The following is a 16217-nucleotide window of genomic DNA, read 5'->3' as shown; positions in this document are numbered from 1 at the left end:
TTTATCAAGGGTCGCAAATTATACAGCAAAAATGAGTCAACAGTTAGTGATTAGTGTTTATAAACTTGATTAATCTTGCTTATACCGTTTAAAAATAAGAGATGTATTAATCCCACCAAATGCAAAGTTATTACTCATGACATAATCGGTGTTAATTTCTCGCCCTTGTGTCTTAATATAATCAAGCTCAGCGCAATCATTATCTATATCGGTTAAATTTATTGTAGGTGCAAACCAATTATCGCTCATCATATTAATAGTAGCCCATGCTTCTATTGCACCACACGCCCCTAAAGTATGCCCTAAATAGCTTTTTAAAGAGCTAATAGGTTTAACTCCCAGCGCATTAAAAGTGGCATGAGACTCAGCAATATCACCTCTATCGGTTGAGGTACCATGCGCATTGACATAACCTACTTTATCAGGTGATAAATTGGCATCTTGCAATGCCATTTCAATGGCTATTTGCATGGTATCTGAAGATGGTTGAGTAACATGTTGTCCATCAGAGTTACAGCCAAAACCGACAACCTCAGCCAATATATTTGCCCCTCTAGCTTTAGCATGCTCATACTCTTCAAGTATTAAAGTACCGGCACCTTCTCCTATAACCAAGCCATCACGGTTTTTATCAAATGGGCGAGGCGTATTTTTAGGGGTGTCATTTTTAATACTTGTAGCATACAGCGTATCAAATACAGCTGCTTCGGTAATACAAAGTTCTTCTGCCCCCCCTGCTACCATTATTTTTTGACGACCAAATTTAATTGCCTCATAGGCGTAGCCAATACCCTGCGAGCCAGACGTACATGCCGAACTTGTAGTGATCACTCGTCCTTTTAAGCCAAAAAATACGCCTACATTTACTGGTGCTGTATGTGCCATCATTTGAATATAGCTTGTAGCTGTGACTCCAGACATTGAGCCACTTTCCAACATATTTGCAAATGCGAGAAGCGGCGGTGTTGAGCCGGTGGATGAGCCATATGCTACACCGGTAGAGCCATCTGTAAGACTTTTATGTTCAAGTAAATCAGCTTGCTCAAGCGCACGCTCAGTTGCACGTGTGGACATAAGTGCCACTCGCCCCATTGAGCGTATTTGCTTACGTTTATAATGGTTAGGTTTTTCAAAATGGGTGACAGGGGCAGCTAAGCGTGTATTAAGCCCATCAGCTTTATCCCATTCAAGCATTGTTACAACTGCATTTTCACCTTTAATCAAGGCGCTTTTAAATTCATCCCAATCATCGCCCAATGCGGTTATAACCGACATCCCTGTAACAACAACACGTTTCATTAAACCATCCCGCCGTTAACCGAAATAACTTGGCGAGTGATGTAAGCAGCATCATCAGACATTAAAAATGCAACTGTACCAGCCACTTCGTTCACTGTTCCCATACGTTTAAGTGGAATCATTTTCATCATTTCAGCAACCGGAAGCTCATCCGTCATTGCTGTTTCAATTAAACCAGGCGCTACACAATTTACAGTAATTTTTCGCTTAGCTAGTTCCAGCGATAGGGCTTTGGTAGCGCCAATAATACCTGCTTTCGCTGCGCTGTAATTTACTTGCCCTCTGTTGCCCGCAATACCCGACACTGAAGCCATAGTAATAATGCGCCCACCTTTACGAGTTTGTACCATGGGCATAACTGTTGGGTGCACAACATTATAAAAGCCATCTAACCCAGTTCTAATTACGCTATCCCAATCATCGCCCTGCATTGCCGGAAAAGCCATATCCTTGGTAATGCCCGCATTACACACCACACCATAGTAAGCACCATTGTTTGTAATATCTTGCTCAATTTGTTGCTTTGCCGCTGCTCTATCGCATACGTCAAATTGTAGTAGTGTAGTGCTTTGTCCAAGTGCGTGTATTTCTGCACATGTTTGCTGAGCTTGCTCTAAACCAGTTCTGCAATGAACAGTAATGTCATAGCCTTGAGCTGCAAGTTTAAGTGCAATAGCCTTACCTATACCCCGGCTAGAGCCGGTCACTAAAATTCTTTTATTCATTGGTTTTCTCTTATAAATTCCAGCGGTTCTTCTGGCTGAAATACATTTATTTTTGCATCACACAGTATTTTTTTATTTTCACTTATTTGGCATTCAAACACACTTAAACCAGATTCTTCTTGGTAAAGCTTGTGAACATAAATAGTTAAGGTGCTGTTTTTATAAAACATGGCCTGATGTGTTTTATATTTTCGCGTGCCGATCAAAAAGCCAATTTTAACCGCTTCATTAATATCGTTAGCTAATGCTCCAGCATAGGCAGCTATAGACTGGGCCATATATTCAACACCTATATAACTTGGCACTCCCTCAATTTGCTCATTATAAAAAGGGCTTTGGGGTGTAATAGTCACAGAGCAGGTTGCACTTTCATCGCTGTATTCAACTAACTGATCTATTAAGATCATAGGAGCATCGTGGGGTACAACCTGCTCTATAGAATAATTATTCATTATGAGTACCTAAAATCAAACTGGCATTATTACCACCAAACGCAAATGAGTTAGATAGACAGTAATTTAATTTAACCGTGCTAGCTTGCTCAATAACGTTAACATCTGCCAGCTTATTTCTGTGTGTGCATTTATTAAAAGGCAAAGTAATATTTCCTCTCCCTCTGAGCAACAGCCAACAAATACCTGCTTCAATTGCACCAGCTGCACCTAAAGTGTGCCCAGTTAAGTACTTACTGGAGCTCAGCGGTGTATTGTTGCCAAACACACTATTAATTGCAAGGGCTTCCATTTCGTCATTTTTAATTGTTGCTGTGCCGTGTGCATTTATATAGTCAATATCACTAGGTAATAAGTCAGCAACGGCCAGAGCTGCTTTCATTGCCGATTTTGCACCATTACCGCTAGGGTCTGGCGCCGAAATGTGATGAGCATCAGAGCTTTCCCCACCACCTAAAAACATGACGCCATTTTCTAACGGTGCTTCTTTACTCATGACAAATAACGCAGCACCCTCACCAATATTAATACCATCTCTGTCATCGCAAAAAGGCTTACACATTCCAGTGCTCATTGATGCCAAGGCATTAAATCCATTAATGGTAAGTTTGCAAAGGCTGTCTACGCCACCACAAATTACAACGTCTGCTAAATCAGCAGTTATTAAAGCTTTTGCGCTAATGAGAGCTTTAGCACTTGAGGTACATGCCGTTGAAATACTATAACAAGGACCTAACGCCCCTACTTTTTCGGCTATGTAATGTGAAGGAGTAGCAAGTTCTTGATCAGCATATAAAAAGTCACTTGGCCACACACCTGAACTGTCGTGTTCAGCTCGAGCTTGTTCGCCATCATGCACCCCAGATGTACTTGTACCTACCACAACAGCAATTCGTGATTTATCAATATGTGAAAAACGCTTAAGTGTTGGGGATATTTGCTCAAGGGCTATATCAATTAGCGTATCAATACGGTGCTTTTGATTTAGAGGAACGCAGTCCACGTGCCCAACATAAAATGGCAAACCCTCTGTGCTTAAATCTTTTGTCTTTAAAAGCTGTGGGGCTTCATTATTTTGTAAGTTATTTAGGCTAATAATTGTATCTTCAACGCCTTTGCCCATTGCACTTACAATGCCTAAATCATTTAACCAAAAAGTCACTAGTTTACCTTCTCAAATGTAATTTGATAATGTCGCTCACTATTATTTAGTACTGTTTTATTATCGCTATAATTTATTGTAATAATCGAGCGGTTATTTTTTACTACACGCCTTTGTGTGGCTATCTGCTTTATAATCGCCCCAGATATTTTCTCATTAAGAAATAATACAGGCCAATGCACTAAGGCAATATCTGCCAATATATAAGCTGGGTCTAAATCAACACCGACTATCATTTTAGTAACATTAGGTGGTTGGTTATTTAGTTTTTCAAGCTTTAAAATAGGTAAGCCTTGTGTAGTCATCAACAATAAGTTGATAGTACCCTGCTTGTTTATTTCTAATTGTGCTAATAATGTATGCTCTTTCTCATTGTTTTGAATATATAAAACATGCTGCCAATTTTGATCAAACATTTGTACAGGCACATGCGAAATATCAAGTGTAGTGGCTGCAGAAATATCAACACGCTCACTGCTTTTATATGTGCTACTACATGCTGTTATGCAAACACACACTAAAGCTATAAAAGTACATTTTAAAAAGTGTCTGATATGAGCCTCAATAACTGGGATTAATTTTGACATAGCTGCGCTAATACATTTAAACGACGCTCACTTTGAGCAACAAATGGATTATTTTTATCCCATGCGTAACCCGCTAAAATAGCACTGATCATTTCACGAACCTGCGAGTTTTGCTCTGAATAAAAAATAACGTCTTGAAATCGGGTATCGTACCAACCTTTAACAAAGGTTTTAAAACAATCAACTCCTGCCTGCAATGGCTCGGCGTAACATTCCTCAAAATCAATCACTTCTCCATTTAAATAATCATCAATAAAGGGGGCAATTAAGTGTGCAGACTTTAAAGCAATAGTCACCCCAGATGAAAACACCGGATCTAAAAATTCACCCGCATTGCCTAGTAAAGCAAAATGTTTTCCATGTAGCGTACATACATTAGCAGAGTAACCACTAATGCTACGCGCCTGTGTTATAGGTACGCGATTAGCTAAAAGTTTTTTTAAGTAAGGGTCTTGCTCTATAAACTGTTTTAAGGTGTCAGCTTCACTACTCTCATTAAAGCGTGCTTGCTTTGCAACAACCCCAATGCTGGACGTGCCATCACTAAAGGGGATGAGCCAATACCAAACATCATTAAATTTAGGGTGAACGGTTATTAAAATTTTATTTCTATCAAACATCTCGTCAGTAATGCCATCATTAAAGTGACTGAAATAAGCACTACGCACAGGAAAAGTAGAAGGTTTTTCTAAATTTAAAAGTTTTGGTAAAACTCGGCCGAAACCGCTCGCATCAAGTACAAACTTAGCCCTTACGTCATACGTTTGTTTTTTATTATTTTGCACTTGCAGCGTCGCACTAGCAGCTTCATCAGTAAAACCAATAACACTATGCTGATAGCGAATTTCAACGCCTTGATGCTGCGCTCTATCAGCAATCAGCTTATCAAAATTAGCCCGTTTAACTTGAAAAGTAGTACCCGGGCCTGGGCTAAATTTTTCAGTAAAATTTATAGCTGTATTTTGGCCATTACGATGAAACGCAGCACCATCTTTAAATTGAAAGCCAAGCTCATCTGCATGTTCATGTATTGTGTTAACTAGCCCAGCATCAGCTAAATACTCCATACATTGAGGTAATAAGCTTTCGCCAATTGAAAAACGAGGAAATACTTGTTGCTCTAGCACCAGCACTTTCCAGCCTTTTTGTACTAATAAGCTACTTACAAGTGCACCTGAAGGCCCTGCTCCTATAACCACAACATCATACTGCTCAAGGTTGTTCAAATTATTATTCCTTTTGAGACTTTAATACACTTAATGGAGATAAAATATATACGGCTAAAATCCCTACCATAACAGTAAGGCCAAAACTAAAAATGGCGGGGGTATCTGAAAAGGCGAGCATACCAAACACACACATCGAAGAGGCGGCCGACAAGCTAATGGCCAATACATTTACCGCCGTTAAGTTGTTAATTTGGTAAAACACTAAATAATCTATGGCTAGGCCAATAATGAGTAAGCCACCTAGCAGATTAAAAATTGAGATACTTCCTTGCGCTGCATTACATACCCAAAGCATAGTCAATAGGCTGGCACTTAATGTTATCACCTGCACAGTGCCAATCCGAAGGCCAAATTTATAGCTAAATAAAACAAAGCAAATAACAATGGCCACGCCCAATGTAAGCAATAAATACTGGCTGTAGTTTTCAAGTAGGCTACTGATTTGCTCAGGCTTGTTATATATAAACGCATCTTCATAAGCATTAACGCTAGAAGTTAACGCGTGCGTGGATATTCCCGATACAGAAAACCAAGTAACAGCCTTATTAGGCTCAACAAACATTTGTGCATTTAAAAGTGCTGAAAAATGACTATTTGCTAAAGCGTCGTAACTCAAAAGTTCTGTGTTAGCTGACTCAACTTTTATCCCTGTATATTTTTCAGTGATAATTAACACATCGTTTTTAACAGCTCCGTTAAAGAGCGCTAAATTATTTTTTTGCGTGCGCTTACTAGGTAACCAACGCTTAATAGCATTGTGTTTAAGATGTGGGTTAATACGCTTTAAATCATCTATTAGTTGCTCTTGCTTTTGCAGTAGTTGTTCAGCATTTGATGCAAATAAAAATACAATGTGGGCATCTAACTGTCCCAATAAAGTTAAATGCTTTTGCTCATTAAGTATTAGTTGCTGTGGGCTTGCATTTAGTAAACGTACATCGTTGTTAAATGAAACCGGTTTAAGGTAAAACAAAAACATTAACACCAGCCCCAATACGAGTAAAACCGATTGCTTACAACGGTTAAAGCGCACCATTAAACCTAATAACTGCTGACTTTTAATCAAACTTCGCTCAGAGAGTACAAGCTTAGATTGCCAGATAGGTAATATAATTAATGTGAATAACCAGGCGCTCGCAAGCCCAGCAATTACAAACACTGCTACTTGCGATAAAAGTGAAATTGGCGCACCTAATAAACAGCTATAGCCGAGGCCTGTTGTAATAAAAGATAAAAGCAAAGCTGTTTTTGTGCCTTTACTTAACCCACTACTTTGGTAAAAACTGTTGCCATACGCTAAATCAGTCATCGCATGAAATGCATAATCAATAGCTATACCAATTATGGTTACAGCAAAAACTAGTGTTAACAAATGAATCGAATTAAACACAAATACCATGGCCGTAGCACCACCAGCCAGTGCACTAAGTACGGTTAAGCTTGCAAGCAAAATGCTACTGACTTGCCTAAATACCCAAAACACCATTAAAAGTAATGCGATTACACTAAGGCCACCAAATAAGCTCATTTCATACTTAGCTTGCTGAGCGTTTTCAGCTGTATGAAAAAGAGCACCTGAATAGCGAATAGTGGTCTGTGGGTACGTATCATTTAAACTTTCAAGCTTATTTTTAATGCTGCTCGCAAGCTTAATAGACTCATCAATTGGGAGGCTATTGTTAGGAATGGTAGCCAATATAACAGCATAATCAGTATGATTTAGACGGCGCGTTAACCGCTCATTTTTTAAAGAGAATAACTGACTTTGTTTTAAATTATCGCCTATAAATGCAGCAAGACTTAAACTAATATCGGCTTTTAGGGTGGCACTTACAAAAGGGTTTCCTAATTGATTTAATTGAGTAAGGTAAAATGACTCAAACTGTGCTTTATCAACCATACTATTTTTATAATTGTCGCTGAGCAGCGCATGTTGATACGCAGAGAACACTGAAGATAACTGCACAATGCTTGGCAGTTCAAAGCTATTTTTTATATCACGTTTTAACAGCCATGATTTAAGCTCGTCATGTGCTAAGTTTTTACCATCACCAGTAAATGAAAACATAATACGGTTTGCATTTTTTTTAAAAAAGACCTCTTCGCCGTACGCCAATTGAGAATGTGATTTTGGTAATAAACTAAACATATCAGCATTTAATACAGGCTTAGTGATATACAAAGCAGCACAAAGTAAAACAGCTAAAAAACCAAACCATGTAATAAGTACACTAATACGTTTAATCACGTCACTTTTCCGAAGGTTACTTACACTTATTAATTATTAGGTGTATTTGCATAAGAAAACTCTATTACTGTGTTGCTACCCGAGTGCTCATTTAAGGTTATACTTTGTACACGCTGGTTATTTTCACAAAGAATAAAATGGCTAAACAGCTGTTTTAATAGCGTATCTTTTGGCTTTAATAATAAACAGCCTGTTTGATTTGTTACATCAAACCGCGCATATAAGGCTCTCATATCTAATCCGAGTAAGTCAGTTAATAAGCCTACAAACTGCTCGCTGCCAGGCTGAGGAGTAAGCTCACCCTCTTTATTTTTCACAAATACTTGGCCATTCTCGATTAGTAATGTACTTTGCACTGGTGTTTTTACATACCAAAGCAGCTTTTCCCCTTCAAGTGTAAACTCCCCTTTAGAGATGAATGGTTTAGAGAAGCCGGCAAAATGTTTTAATTGCTTAAATTCACCCGAAACTGTCGTAGCAGCTAATAAACTGGCACTAAAAAAAACAAAATAAAGACAACTAACAAACACACAATTTTTTAAATAATTCATAGCATCATCCAATATTAGCTAAGTATTTTTGCAAGCTTATCAACTATCACCGCTGGTGAGGCAAACTGCATTTCTTTAGTCGATATCTCAACAGCAACTTGAGTGGTAGTCGCTTTAGTAATACGCTTATTCGTTATGGCATCTGTAATTATATAATCAATTTTTAATCGGTTTTCGAACTCTTTTAAATGCGCGGTCACTTTAATTTTTTGGGTAAATATGGCGGATGCCACGTACTTAATTTGCATATCCACTATTGGCCACGCATAACCCGACTCCATCATTTGAGGATAGTCGTAATCAAATAATCGCAGTAACTCACAGCGAGCCACCTCTAAGTAGCGAGGGTAATTACCATGCCATACAACATTCATCGGATCGCAGTCATGAAATGGAATTTCAATTTCCACTTCATGAGTTAGCAAAGCACCTTTACTATTCATATAAAGCCCAACGTTTTTCTTGAATATAACTAATGGTTTGTCTAAGTACCGCTTCCATTGGCCTATCTTCAGTTAGGTTTTCGAAATAATGAGTTATGTCAGTATACATCGCTTGCATATCTGCAGTTAAACTTGAAAATTCAAGTTCGCCTTGTTTAATACGCAGCCTCACCCCTTGAATACTTGCTAGTAACGTACTTGCAATAACCTGCTCTGTAAGCTGTAAAATACGCAAACAATCACGTGAGGCAATAGTCCCCATACTTACTTTATCTTGATTATGGCACTCAGTAGAGCGAGAAAATACACTTGCAGGCATCGTTAACTTAAGCGCTTCAGCAGTATAGGCACTGGCGCCTATTTGCACGGCTTTAAAGCCATGATTTATGTAACGACGTTCAGCCTCACTGTCTGATAAATTTGATGGTAATCCATTATTAAATTTAGTATCGACCAATGAAGCGATTTGCCTGTCGGCTAAATCTGCCAGATTTGCAATCGCCGTTTTCATACTATCCATTGCCATTGCAATGTGGCCGCCATAAAAATGGCCACCATGAAGTACATGCTCACCCTCGCCATCAATAATAGGGTTATCGTTTGCAGAGTTAAGCTCGTTTTCTATCATCTGCCTGAAAAATGGCAAACTATCTTGCAATACACCAATAACATGCGGTGCACAGCGAATAGAGTACCTATCTTGCAGTCTATCAGCGTTACGAGGATGGTCATGATGGTTTAAATCATCTCGTATCCATTTAGCAACTTGTTGCTGCCCAGGATGAGGCTTAACAGAGAATAAAATTTCATCAAAATGATGACTATTACCTTTAAGAGCAAGGCTAGACAATGCAGTAATCCTACTTGCAAGTTTTGCTAAATAATTAGCTCTATCAAACGCTAAACAAGCCAGTGCGGTCATCACAGCTGTACCATTCATAACTGCAAGCCCCTCTTTTGGGCGAAGCGTTAAAGGCTTTAAACCAGCCGCTTGCATTACCTGCGCGCTGTTAAGTATTTTATCTTTGTAAAAAACATCACGTTCACCAACCATAGCACCTGCTACATACGACAGTGGGGTTAAATCACCGCTAGCGCCTACCGAACCTTCTTGAGGAATAACAGGTACTATATCAAGGTTTAAATAGTCTTTGAGAAGATTCAGCATTTCCCAGCTTACGCCAGAATAGCCTTGTGAAAGTGATGCTAAGCGCGTAGCTAAAATTGCACGCCCTTGTACTTTATTAAACACATCGCCTAGTCCACAACCATGAAAGCGCGTTAAATGTAATGGTAGCTCATCAACTAAGTTAAGTGGTACAGGAACCGTAACTGAGTCACCATAGCCTGTAGTTACCCCATAAATCACACCATCTTCTTTGAGTAGAGAGTCTAAAAAGCTAAGCGCGCTATCAATCTTTGCGCTAAATTGCTCGCAGCCACTTAATTGCACCTGAGTATTTTGATGTGCAATATTAACAATATCTTCAATAGAAAGTTGTTGGTTTCCAAAAAGCTGTACTTCCTGAGCTGACACTCTACTTCTCCTTTGCATTGCTGCGTTCTACTTGCTGATCGTTTTGCCAAAAATCATAAAAATTAAACCACTGATAAGGATACCGCGCGGCATAAAAGCCTAAACGTGCAGAAAAATCTGTAATTACAGTGGTTAATAGACCTTGCCTTTGTGAGCGGGGTATTTTTAATGTTTGGCTATAATGTTCAAAAATCACATGATACTTTTTTGTTTTTTTATCTTTTAAGCAAAATAAAAAGTAAACGGGGCAATCTAATAATGCAGCTAATATAAAAGGCCCTTGAGAAAAAGATGCTGGCTTACCTAAAAACTCAACACGTGTTGATCGCTCACCCGTTGTAGCGCTTGTTCTATCACCAACAATAACGACTATTTCACCCTGCTCTACTTTATCTTTTAATAAAATAGCTAGATCAGGCCCCATATCGCTCACTTGAATTAAGTTAACCGACACCGCAGGGTTAATTTTTTTAAGCATTTTATTAAATTCAACAGCGTGATGAGTAAATACAAGCACATTAATTTTTTTACTGCTGCGATGCTGGCTCAGTGCTCTACATACCTCAAGGTTACCCAAGTGAGAGCCAATAAAAATGGCCCCTTGCTGTTTCTCATTTAAATCAATAAACAGCTGTTCATTAGTATATTGGATATCCTTTTTTGAAATTCGACCGAGCCAACCATCAATTTTATCAAGGGCGCTATCGGCAAAACTACAAAAATGCATAAGCTGTTGTTTAAAAGTTACTTTACGCTCAACATTATTGTAATTATTAACTTGGACTAAAAACTGCTTAGAAGCCGCGCGTGCAACTTTACCGGTAATAAACAAATAGCAAACAACCGGGAACAAAATAACCCACAGCCCTTTACGACCAAGTACTTTATGGGCAAATAGTAATATTTGTATACCTAAAAAGTTACCTCGCTCTTGCATTTTAGACCAATGTTTAACGGCCATAACGTCTCTTATATTTATGCCATAGTAAAACAGGTGAACGAAGCAGCATGCCAAAAAATAAACGCGTATGTAACCACGAAATACGCACATTATCTTGGAGTGGCTGGAAGTGTGACAAGCCATTTTCTGGGTAAATAACCTGGCTTGGTAAAAAAACAAATGGAACGTTGCGCCAATATAACCTAACCAGTATTTCTGGATCAAAGTCCATACGCTTACCGAGATTAACCTCACTTATAAGCTTATTAGTCACATTTAAAGGGTAGACTCTAAAACCACACATTGAGTCCACAATTTTAAAGCTGAGCGTTTCTATCCATACCCACACATGGGTCAAATAACGTGCTAAGTAACGGTGCTTGGGAACCGATTCATCATACACTGGGCAACAACTAATTAATGCCTGTGGGTGTGTGTTTGAAAGCTCAATCAACTTTTTGATATCTGATAAATTATGTTGCCCATCTGCATCTACTTGTATTGCATGGCTATAACCTTGCTCATACGCGCAGCGCAATCCTGTTTGTACCGCACCGCCTTTGCCTTCATTTTGCTCATGCGATATAAGAGTGAGGTGGGCATATTTTTTCTCAAGAGTAGCAAAAAGAGATTTAGCCTGCACACTACTGGCATCATCAACCATTATTATTGGCAGCGTATACTCAGTTAACGTTGCAAGTACTTCATCAATAACACTTACATGATTAAAATTAGGTATAACAATACAAAAATTATTCATCTGTATCACTTTTAAACACTATACGCCCTGAGGCGTGTTGGCCTTTATCTGATTGATACGAAAAGCCATACTTACCGCCAGGCTTTTCTTCAACAGTTAATTTAATTGTTAGACCAGGGGTAATAACAACCTGAAACTTAAGCACTTCAATATCTTTTACTTCACGTTTAACATTAAAGTATTTTCGCATGGCATTTACGGCCCAATCGAGCTGCACTACACCTGCTAAAATAGGGCCTTGACTAAAGTGACCTTTAAAATAATCTAAACTTGGCGGTATAAAAAGCGTTAGGCAATGACTCTGTGTTGACGATACACAGTTAACAAGTTCAGGCTTTGTGTTAATCAGCTTTGACAAAAAGAGACTCCAATACTTTTAAATTTATTTTAGCTTGCGTGTTGTAGGGTAATTGATTTAGAAAACGCCATTTTTTAGGCGTACAGATCCCTTCAAAACGATTCAATGTATGTGTTTTTAAAAGCGTATTAGTCGCTAACTTTCCATTGGCGTTTAAATATGCTTGTCCTTTATGTGTAAGCACTATAACAGCGCCTAATACTAAACGTTTCCCATTTAGCGTTATTACTTTAGCTTCCTGTACCCACTCACTTTTGCATAAATGTAGCTCTAGTTCGTCAAGGCTTAAGCGTTTTTCTTCAAGCTTTATAATACGGTCAAAACGACCTAGTAATTCAAATTGGCCATTTTGAAATAATGTACCTCGGTCATCTAATAAATAGTTTGTTTGCTCAACTAAAGGCGAATTCAACACTAATCGTTGTTCAGAGGTACTGTGTAATGTGATCCCTAAAAATGGCTGCCAATGACTAACGTTCTCTAAAGACACAACCTGACGATATGCAATTCCGCCAGTTTCGGTGCTGCCAAATACTTGAGTAATGGGTTTATTTAGCTGTTTATTTAAAGTGACAGCGTCTTCATTTTGAAGCGGCCCACCGGATGAGAAAACCCACTGTAAATGTGACTTTTCTTCTATTAAAACGTTATCTTGATGCAGCCGCTTTAGCTGTGCCGGACTGGATATAAACACGGCCTGTGTAATTGTTTTAAGTTTAGTAGCAATATGCTCGGGGTAGTTAAGCAAGTCTGTATCAATTATGTGGTTATTGCTAAGCGGCCATAACACTCTAAATAACAAACCGTAAATATGCTGATGCGAAACACTGGCAATAAATACAGGGTTACGTTTTAAAGCAAACGTACTGTTGAGCGTTTTTATCTCTTTATTAAGCACTCGCCACGATTTAAAAATAGGCTTAGCTTGACCTGAAGAGCCAGAAGTATAAAAAACAAGGTTACCTTCACTCGGCCAAGCAATTTTATTGAACGGTGTGTAGTTAGGTGTAGTTGTTAAATTACCAATATTTTCAAATGGCGTAGTCGCATGCTCGACCAAATCACTATCGCCCAAATAGTAAGGGGTTTGCTCTAAAAGCGCATTGAGTGTTTCGCTTTGACCATTAGGCGGTAAAATTATAGTCCAGCCTTTATGCGCCAATGCAAAAAGGTTTACAGCAAAATCATAGCTACTACTGTTGAAAAGCACTGCCGATGCTTTAGTAGGCGATTGCGGAATTTTAGCCAAAACTTGATTAATATCATTAACAAATTGACGCTCAGATAACGCTGAGCCATTATGATTAAATCGAATATTTATGCTTGCGTTATCTAAAGTATTAAACACCTGCATTCCTTTTTACTTTTTTCCTTACTAACCACTCTACTGCAAATAAAACACCCATAATAATGTATGCAATAAAACCGTTATAAAATGCCCACACATCAAGACTTGTAAACACACTAGTGTATAACGCTATACTGGCGTTAAAAACAAAAAAAACGCACCATATTTTAGTTACATTTTTAGTGTACGAAATGGCTCTTTTATCAAGCTTTGGCTCAGTGATACGTGCAAACGTTTCTATGATACTTGGACCTTTATAAAGCGAGTAAGCAAAAACAAAAAACATAACAGTATTTACAATAACCGGATAAAGCCGAATACCAAAATCACTGCCCATCGTTTTAGATAAGCCAATAGCTAAAATTCCAAGTAATGAGGCTGGCTTTATCCATGGCATTTTAGCTAATAAAGGCTTGCTTAACCAAAGCCTTATTATTAACAGTGTTAATAAAATCATAGTGAGTAAATAACTGTTGAAACGTGTCAGCCCTATATAAACAATGAAAGGGTAACAGGTTAAAAAAATCATTATTAACGCTGTTAAAAATGCCTTAAACATGCTTATTTAACGAGCTTTTCTATTTCAGATACAACATCTTGCACAGTGCGAACTTGTTTAAATGCGTCAGGCTCAATTTTCTTACCTGTAATTTCACGTAACTTAACAACTAAATCTACAGCGTCAATACTGTCTAAGTCTAAATCTTCGTACAGGTTAGCTTCTAAAGAGATATCTTCAGCATCTATTTCAAATTCATTTTCTAAAATGCCGTGTAATACATCATAAATTTCAGCAGCGGTTTTCATTATTATTCCTAGTGTGTGTTAATTAAGTACGTGATTGTTCTATAAATTGCGCTAAAGAGTTAACACTCGCAAAATGCGCTTTAGTTTGTTCTGAATTTGCATCAATTTTTACGTCAAATTCTTTTTTGATAGCAAGCCCGAGCTCTAGCGCATCAATGCTATCTAGCCCTAAACCATCTACAAATAAAGGCTCGTCGTCTTTTATATCGGCAGTGGTCATATCTTCAAGATCTAGGCTCGAAATAATCAATTGTTTAATTTGTTGTTTTAATTCACTCATATATAGCTAAGCTCTTTTGTAAAGTATTGTTGTAAGCCTTTCGTAAGCTGGCGGGACTGTATTGCAGGTACGTCGCTTGTATAAATAATATCGCTTTTGAAAGAATGTGGTGCTAGTTGCATAGAAAAATGCGCTTGGTATGGGGCTACTTTGTACCAAGGCGTCCCTTTAGTTAACGTATTAGGTTTCATTTTAATCAATACGGTGGTTATAGGGGCATGACATCTAAGGGCTATATTTGCAGCCCCTCTTTTAAATTTAAGCGAATTATGAGGTACTGAACGTGTTCCCTCAGGAAAAACAATTAAGTTATTCCCTCTTTTTAGTGTTTGCTCGCATTCTTTTAATAATTCTTGCGGGTCTTCATTGCTTATATAACCTGTACTTTTTATCACACCACGCATAAAAGGGTTTTTAAAAAGGTGTGCTTTTACAACGCAATCAACATTTTTAATAACCGATATAAGTACCACAACATCAATAAGTGATGGGTGATTAGCCAAAACAAGCTCGCCTTTCAAATTAGCTAAATGGGCTTTATCTTTAATATGAAAACGGATAGCGCCAGTATAATGCATTAAAGCGACAAAAAATTTAAAGCTATAATGCACTACCGTACGCGCATCTTCTTTTTGCTTTACAGGACAGCGTTGAAATAAACGTTGAACGGGGAATAGTAGTAAGGCTAAAAATAGCCCACCCAAACCAAATACACTAAAACAAAGGCCAGTGGCTATAATGCGCCAAACAAGGCCTATTACTCTTATTATTGTATTAAGCATAGTGTGTTAACAACCAACCATTAGCACTGGCGCTTTGTTTGTTAAACATTGCTTTAGCAAGCTCTAAACTTAAAGGAGTAGTTGTTTGTTCGCTATTGTTAGTGGCTTGTTTAGTTAAACTAAAATGAGCTTCTTTTTCTGTAGCTAAACGTATAACTAACGCAATAGAATGTGTTATTTGTGCCTCATCAACAAATGTTGTGTACGGCTCTGGGAGTGACTCATCTGTATGCACAAGTAATATATGTGGTTGTTTATACTCAACCAACTTTATATATGCTTCAATCAAAGCGCAAGCAAAGCTATCCTTACCCGCTGCGATAGCGTTCATAGGTTGGGTGTTACCGCTAATAATGCTATACATACCAATCGCAGCGTTGTGCACACTTAAACCAAAGCCTGTCGGAGATAGAGGTTGTTTCTCACCAAGCTCTCCTAATAAATTAGCTGTTTTATGGAAATCGCCATGGCGTGATGAAAAAATAACAGGCATGTTTTCATACCCTTTATCATTTGTAACCTGGTGCGCAGTATGTAAAACCATTTTTACAAATGGTGTCATTCTTCTGCGCTGCATTGCAGGTACCCAACTTAATGTAATTGGTGATGAGTCGTACCAATTTTCATAGGGGCTTTGTCGCTGTTCAGGCTTAATCCATGTAGCGAGTTGTTCAACAACAAATTTCACAAATAAACGTTATTTAGTAAG

Annotated in this window: 19 protein-coding genes; all 19 read right to left on the bottom strand. The window is 38.2% G+C overall.

Annotated elements, in window-relative coordinates:
* Window positions 1–69: 69 nt before the first annotated feature.
* Genes CWB60_RS06260 through CWB60_RS06170 form a run of 19 tightly spaced genes read right to left on the bottom strand, consistent with a single transcriptional unit; the run spans window position 70 to window position 16196 of the window.
* Window positions 70–1299, bottom strand: coding sequence for a beta-ketoacyl-ACP synthase (locus CWB60_RS06260; RefSeq protein WP_138577284.1), 1230 nt, complete (start codon window positions 1297–1299; stop codon window positions 70–72).
* Window positions 1299–2024 carry a 3-oxoacyl-ACP reductase FabG gene (gene fabG / locus CWB60_RS06255; RefSeq protein WP_138577286.1) on the bottom strand — a complete coding sequence of 242 codons (726 nt, stop codon included), beginning with the start codon at window positions 2022–2024 and terminating at the stop codon, window positions 1299–1301. The genes CWB60_RS06260 and fabG overlap by 1 nt, the downstream gene beginning before the upstream one ends.
* A complete protein-coding gene (locus tag CWB60_RS06250; RefSeq protein ID WP_138577288.1) occupies window positions 2021–2476 on the bottom strand; it encodes a hotdog family protein in 456 nt (151 codons plus the stop codon). The genes fabG and CWB60_RS06250 overlap by 4 nt, the downstream gene beginning before the upstream one ends.
* On the bottom strand, window positions 2469–3638 hold the full coding sequence (locus tag CWB60_RS06245; protein WP_138577290.1) for a beta-ketoacyl-ACP synthase: 1170 nt from the start codon (window positions 3636–3638) through the stop codon (window positions 2469–2471). The genes CWB60_RS06250 and CWB60_RS06245 overlap by 8 nt, the downstream gene beginning before the upstream one ends.
* On the bottom strand, window positions 3638–4225 hold the full coding sequence (locus CWB60_RS06240) for a DUF3261 domain-containing protein (RefSeq protein ID WP_064387204.1): 588 nt from the start codon (window positions 4223–4225) through the stop codon (window positions 3638–3640). Before CWB60_RS06240 ends, CWB60_RS06245 begins: the two co-directional genes overlap by 1 nt.
* The gene (locus CWB60_RS06235) at window positions 4213–5451 is read right to left on the bottom strand and encodes an NAD(P)/FAD-dependent oxidoreductase (RefSeq protein WP_138577292.1); all 1239 of its coding nucleotides are present in this window, start codon (window positions 5449–5451) and stop codon (window positions 4213–4215) included. Before CWB60_RS06235 ends, CWB60_RS06240 begins: the two co-directional genes overlap by 13 nt.
* A 4-nt stretch (window positions 5452–5455) precedes the next feature.
* Window positions 5456–7702 (bottom strand): MMPL family transporter, encoded by a 2247-nt coding sequence (locus CWB60_RS06230; RefSeq protein ID WP_138577294.1) that lies wholly within the window; start codon window positions 7700–7702, stop codon window positions 5456–5458.
* A 29-nt stretch (window positions 7703–7731) separates the two neighbouring features.
* A complete protein-coding gene (locus CWB60_RS06225; RefSeq protein WP_138577296.1) occupies window positions 7732–8253 on the bottom strand; it encodes an outer membrane lipoprotein carrier protein LolA in 522 nt (173 codons plus the stop codon).
* Between the two features lie 14 nt (window positions 8254–8267).
* Window positions 8268–8696 (bottom strand): acyl-CoA thioesterase, encoded by a 429-nt coding sequence (locus CWB60_RS06220; RefSeq protein WP_054981885.1) that lies wholly within the window; start codon window positions 8694–8696, stop codon window positions 8268–8270.
* Window positions 8689–10251, bottom strand: coding sequence for an HAL/PAL/TAL family ammonia-lyase (locus CWB60_RS06215; protein ID WP_052242883.1), 1563 nt, complete (start codon window positions 10249–10251; stop codon window positions 8689–8691). Before CWB60_RS06215 ends, CWB60_RS06220 begins: the two co-directional genes overlap by 8 nt.
* The gene (locus CWB60_RS06210; RefSeq protein WP_138577298.1) at window positions 10235–11194 is read right to left on the bottom strand and encodes a lysophospholipid acyltransferase family protein; all 960 of its coding nucleotides are present in this window, start codon (window positions 11192–11194) and stop codon (window positions 10235–10237) included. Before CWB60_RS06210 ends, CWB60_RS06215 begins: the two co-directional genes overlap by 17 nt.
* On the bottom strand, window positions 11184–11933 hold the full coding sequence (locus tag CWB60_RS06205) for a glycosyltransferase family 2 protein (RefSeq protein WP_004586473.1): 750 nt from the start codon (window positions 11931–11933) through the stop codon (window positions 11184–11186). Before CWB60_RS06205 ends, CWB60_RS06210 begins: the two co-directional genes overlap by 11 nt.
* A complete protein-coding gene (locus CWB60_RS06200) occupies window positions 11926–12291 on the bottom strand; it encodes an ApeI family dehydratase (RefSeq protein ID WP_138577300.1) in 366 nt (121 codons plus the stop codon). The genes CWB60_RS06205 and CWB60_RS06200 overlap by 8 nt, the downstream gene beginning before the upstream one ends.
* The gene (locus CWB60_RS06195; RefSeq protein WP_138577302.1) at window positions 12275–13645 is read right to left on the bottom strand and encodes an AMP-binding protein; all 1371 of its coding nucleotides are present in this window, start codon (window positions 13643–13645) and stop codon (window positions 12275–12277) included. Before CWB60_RS06195 ends, CWB60_RS06200 begins: the two co-directional genes overlap by 17 nt.
* Window positions 13632–14168, bottom strand: a complete 537-nt coding sequence (locus CWB60_RS06190; RefSeq protein ID WP_249318345.1) for a COG4648 family protein — start codon at window positions 14166–14168, stop codon at window positions 13632–13634. The genes CWB60_RS06195 and CWB60_RS06190 overlap by 14 nt, the downstream gene beginning before the upstream one ends.
* A gap of 32 nt (window positions 14169–14200) precedes the next feature.
* Entirely contained in the window at window positions 14201–14446 is a 246-nt protein-coding gene (locus CWB60_RS06185; RefSeq protein WP_004586477.1) for an acyl carrier protein, read from the bottom strand.
* 22 nt (window positions 14447–14468) lie between these two features.
* On the bottom strand, window positions 14469–14726 hold the full coding sequence (locus CWB60_RS06180) for a phosphopantetheine-binding protein (RefSeq protein WP_004586478.1): 258 nt from the start codon (window positions 14724–14726) through the stop codon (window positions 14469–14471).
* Window positions 14723–15508 carry a lysophospholipid acyltransferase family protein gene (locus CWB60_RS06175; RefSeq protein WP_029771989.1) on the bottom strand — a complete coding sequence of 262 codons (786 nt, stop codon included), beginning with the start codon at window positions 15506–15508 and terminating at the stop codon, window positions 14723–14725. The genes CWB60_RS06180 and CWB60_RS06175 overlap by 4 nt, the downstream gene beginning before the upstream one ends.
* Window positions 15501–16196 (bottom strand): beta-ketoacyl synthase chain length factor, encoded by a 696-nt coding sequence (locus CWB60_RS06170; RefSeq protein WP_138577306.1) that lies wholly within the window; start codon window positions 16194–16196, stop codon window positions 15501–15503. Before CWB60_RS06170 ends, CWB60_RS06175 begins: the two co-directional genes overlap by 8 nt.
* Between the last annotated feature and the right edge of the window lie 21 nt (window positions 16197–16217).

Origin of the sequence: Pseudoalteromonas sp. S327, assembly GCF_005886415.1 — a bacterium.
GTDB classification, from domain to species: Bacteria; Pseudomonadota; Gammaproteobacteria; order Enterobacterales; family Alteromonadaceae; genus Pseudoalteromonas; species Pseudoalteromonas atlantica.
The sequence above is the reverse complement of the archived record's forward strand: the minus strand, read 5'-3'. Positions and strand labels throughout refer to the sequence as shown.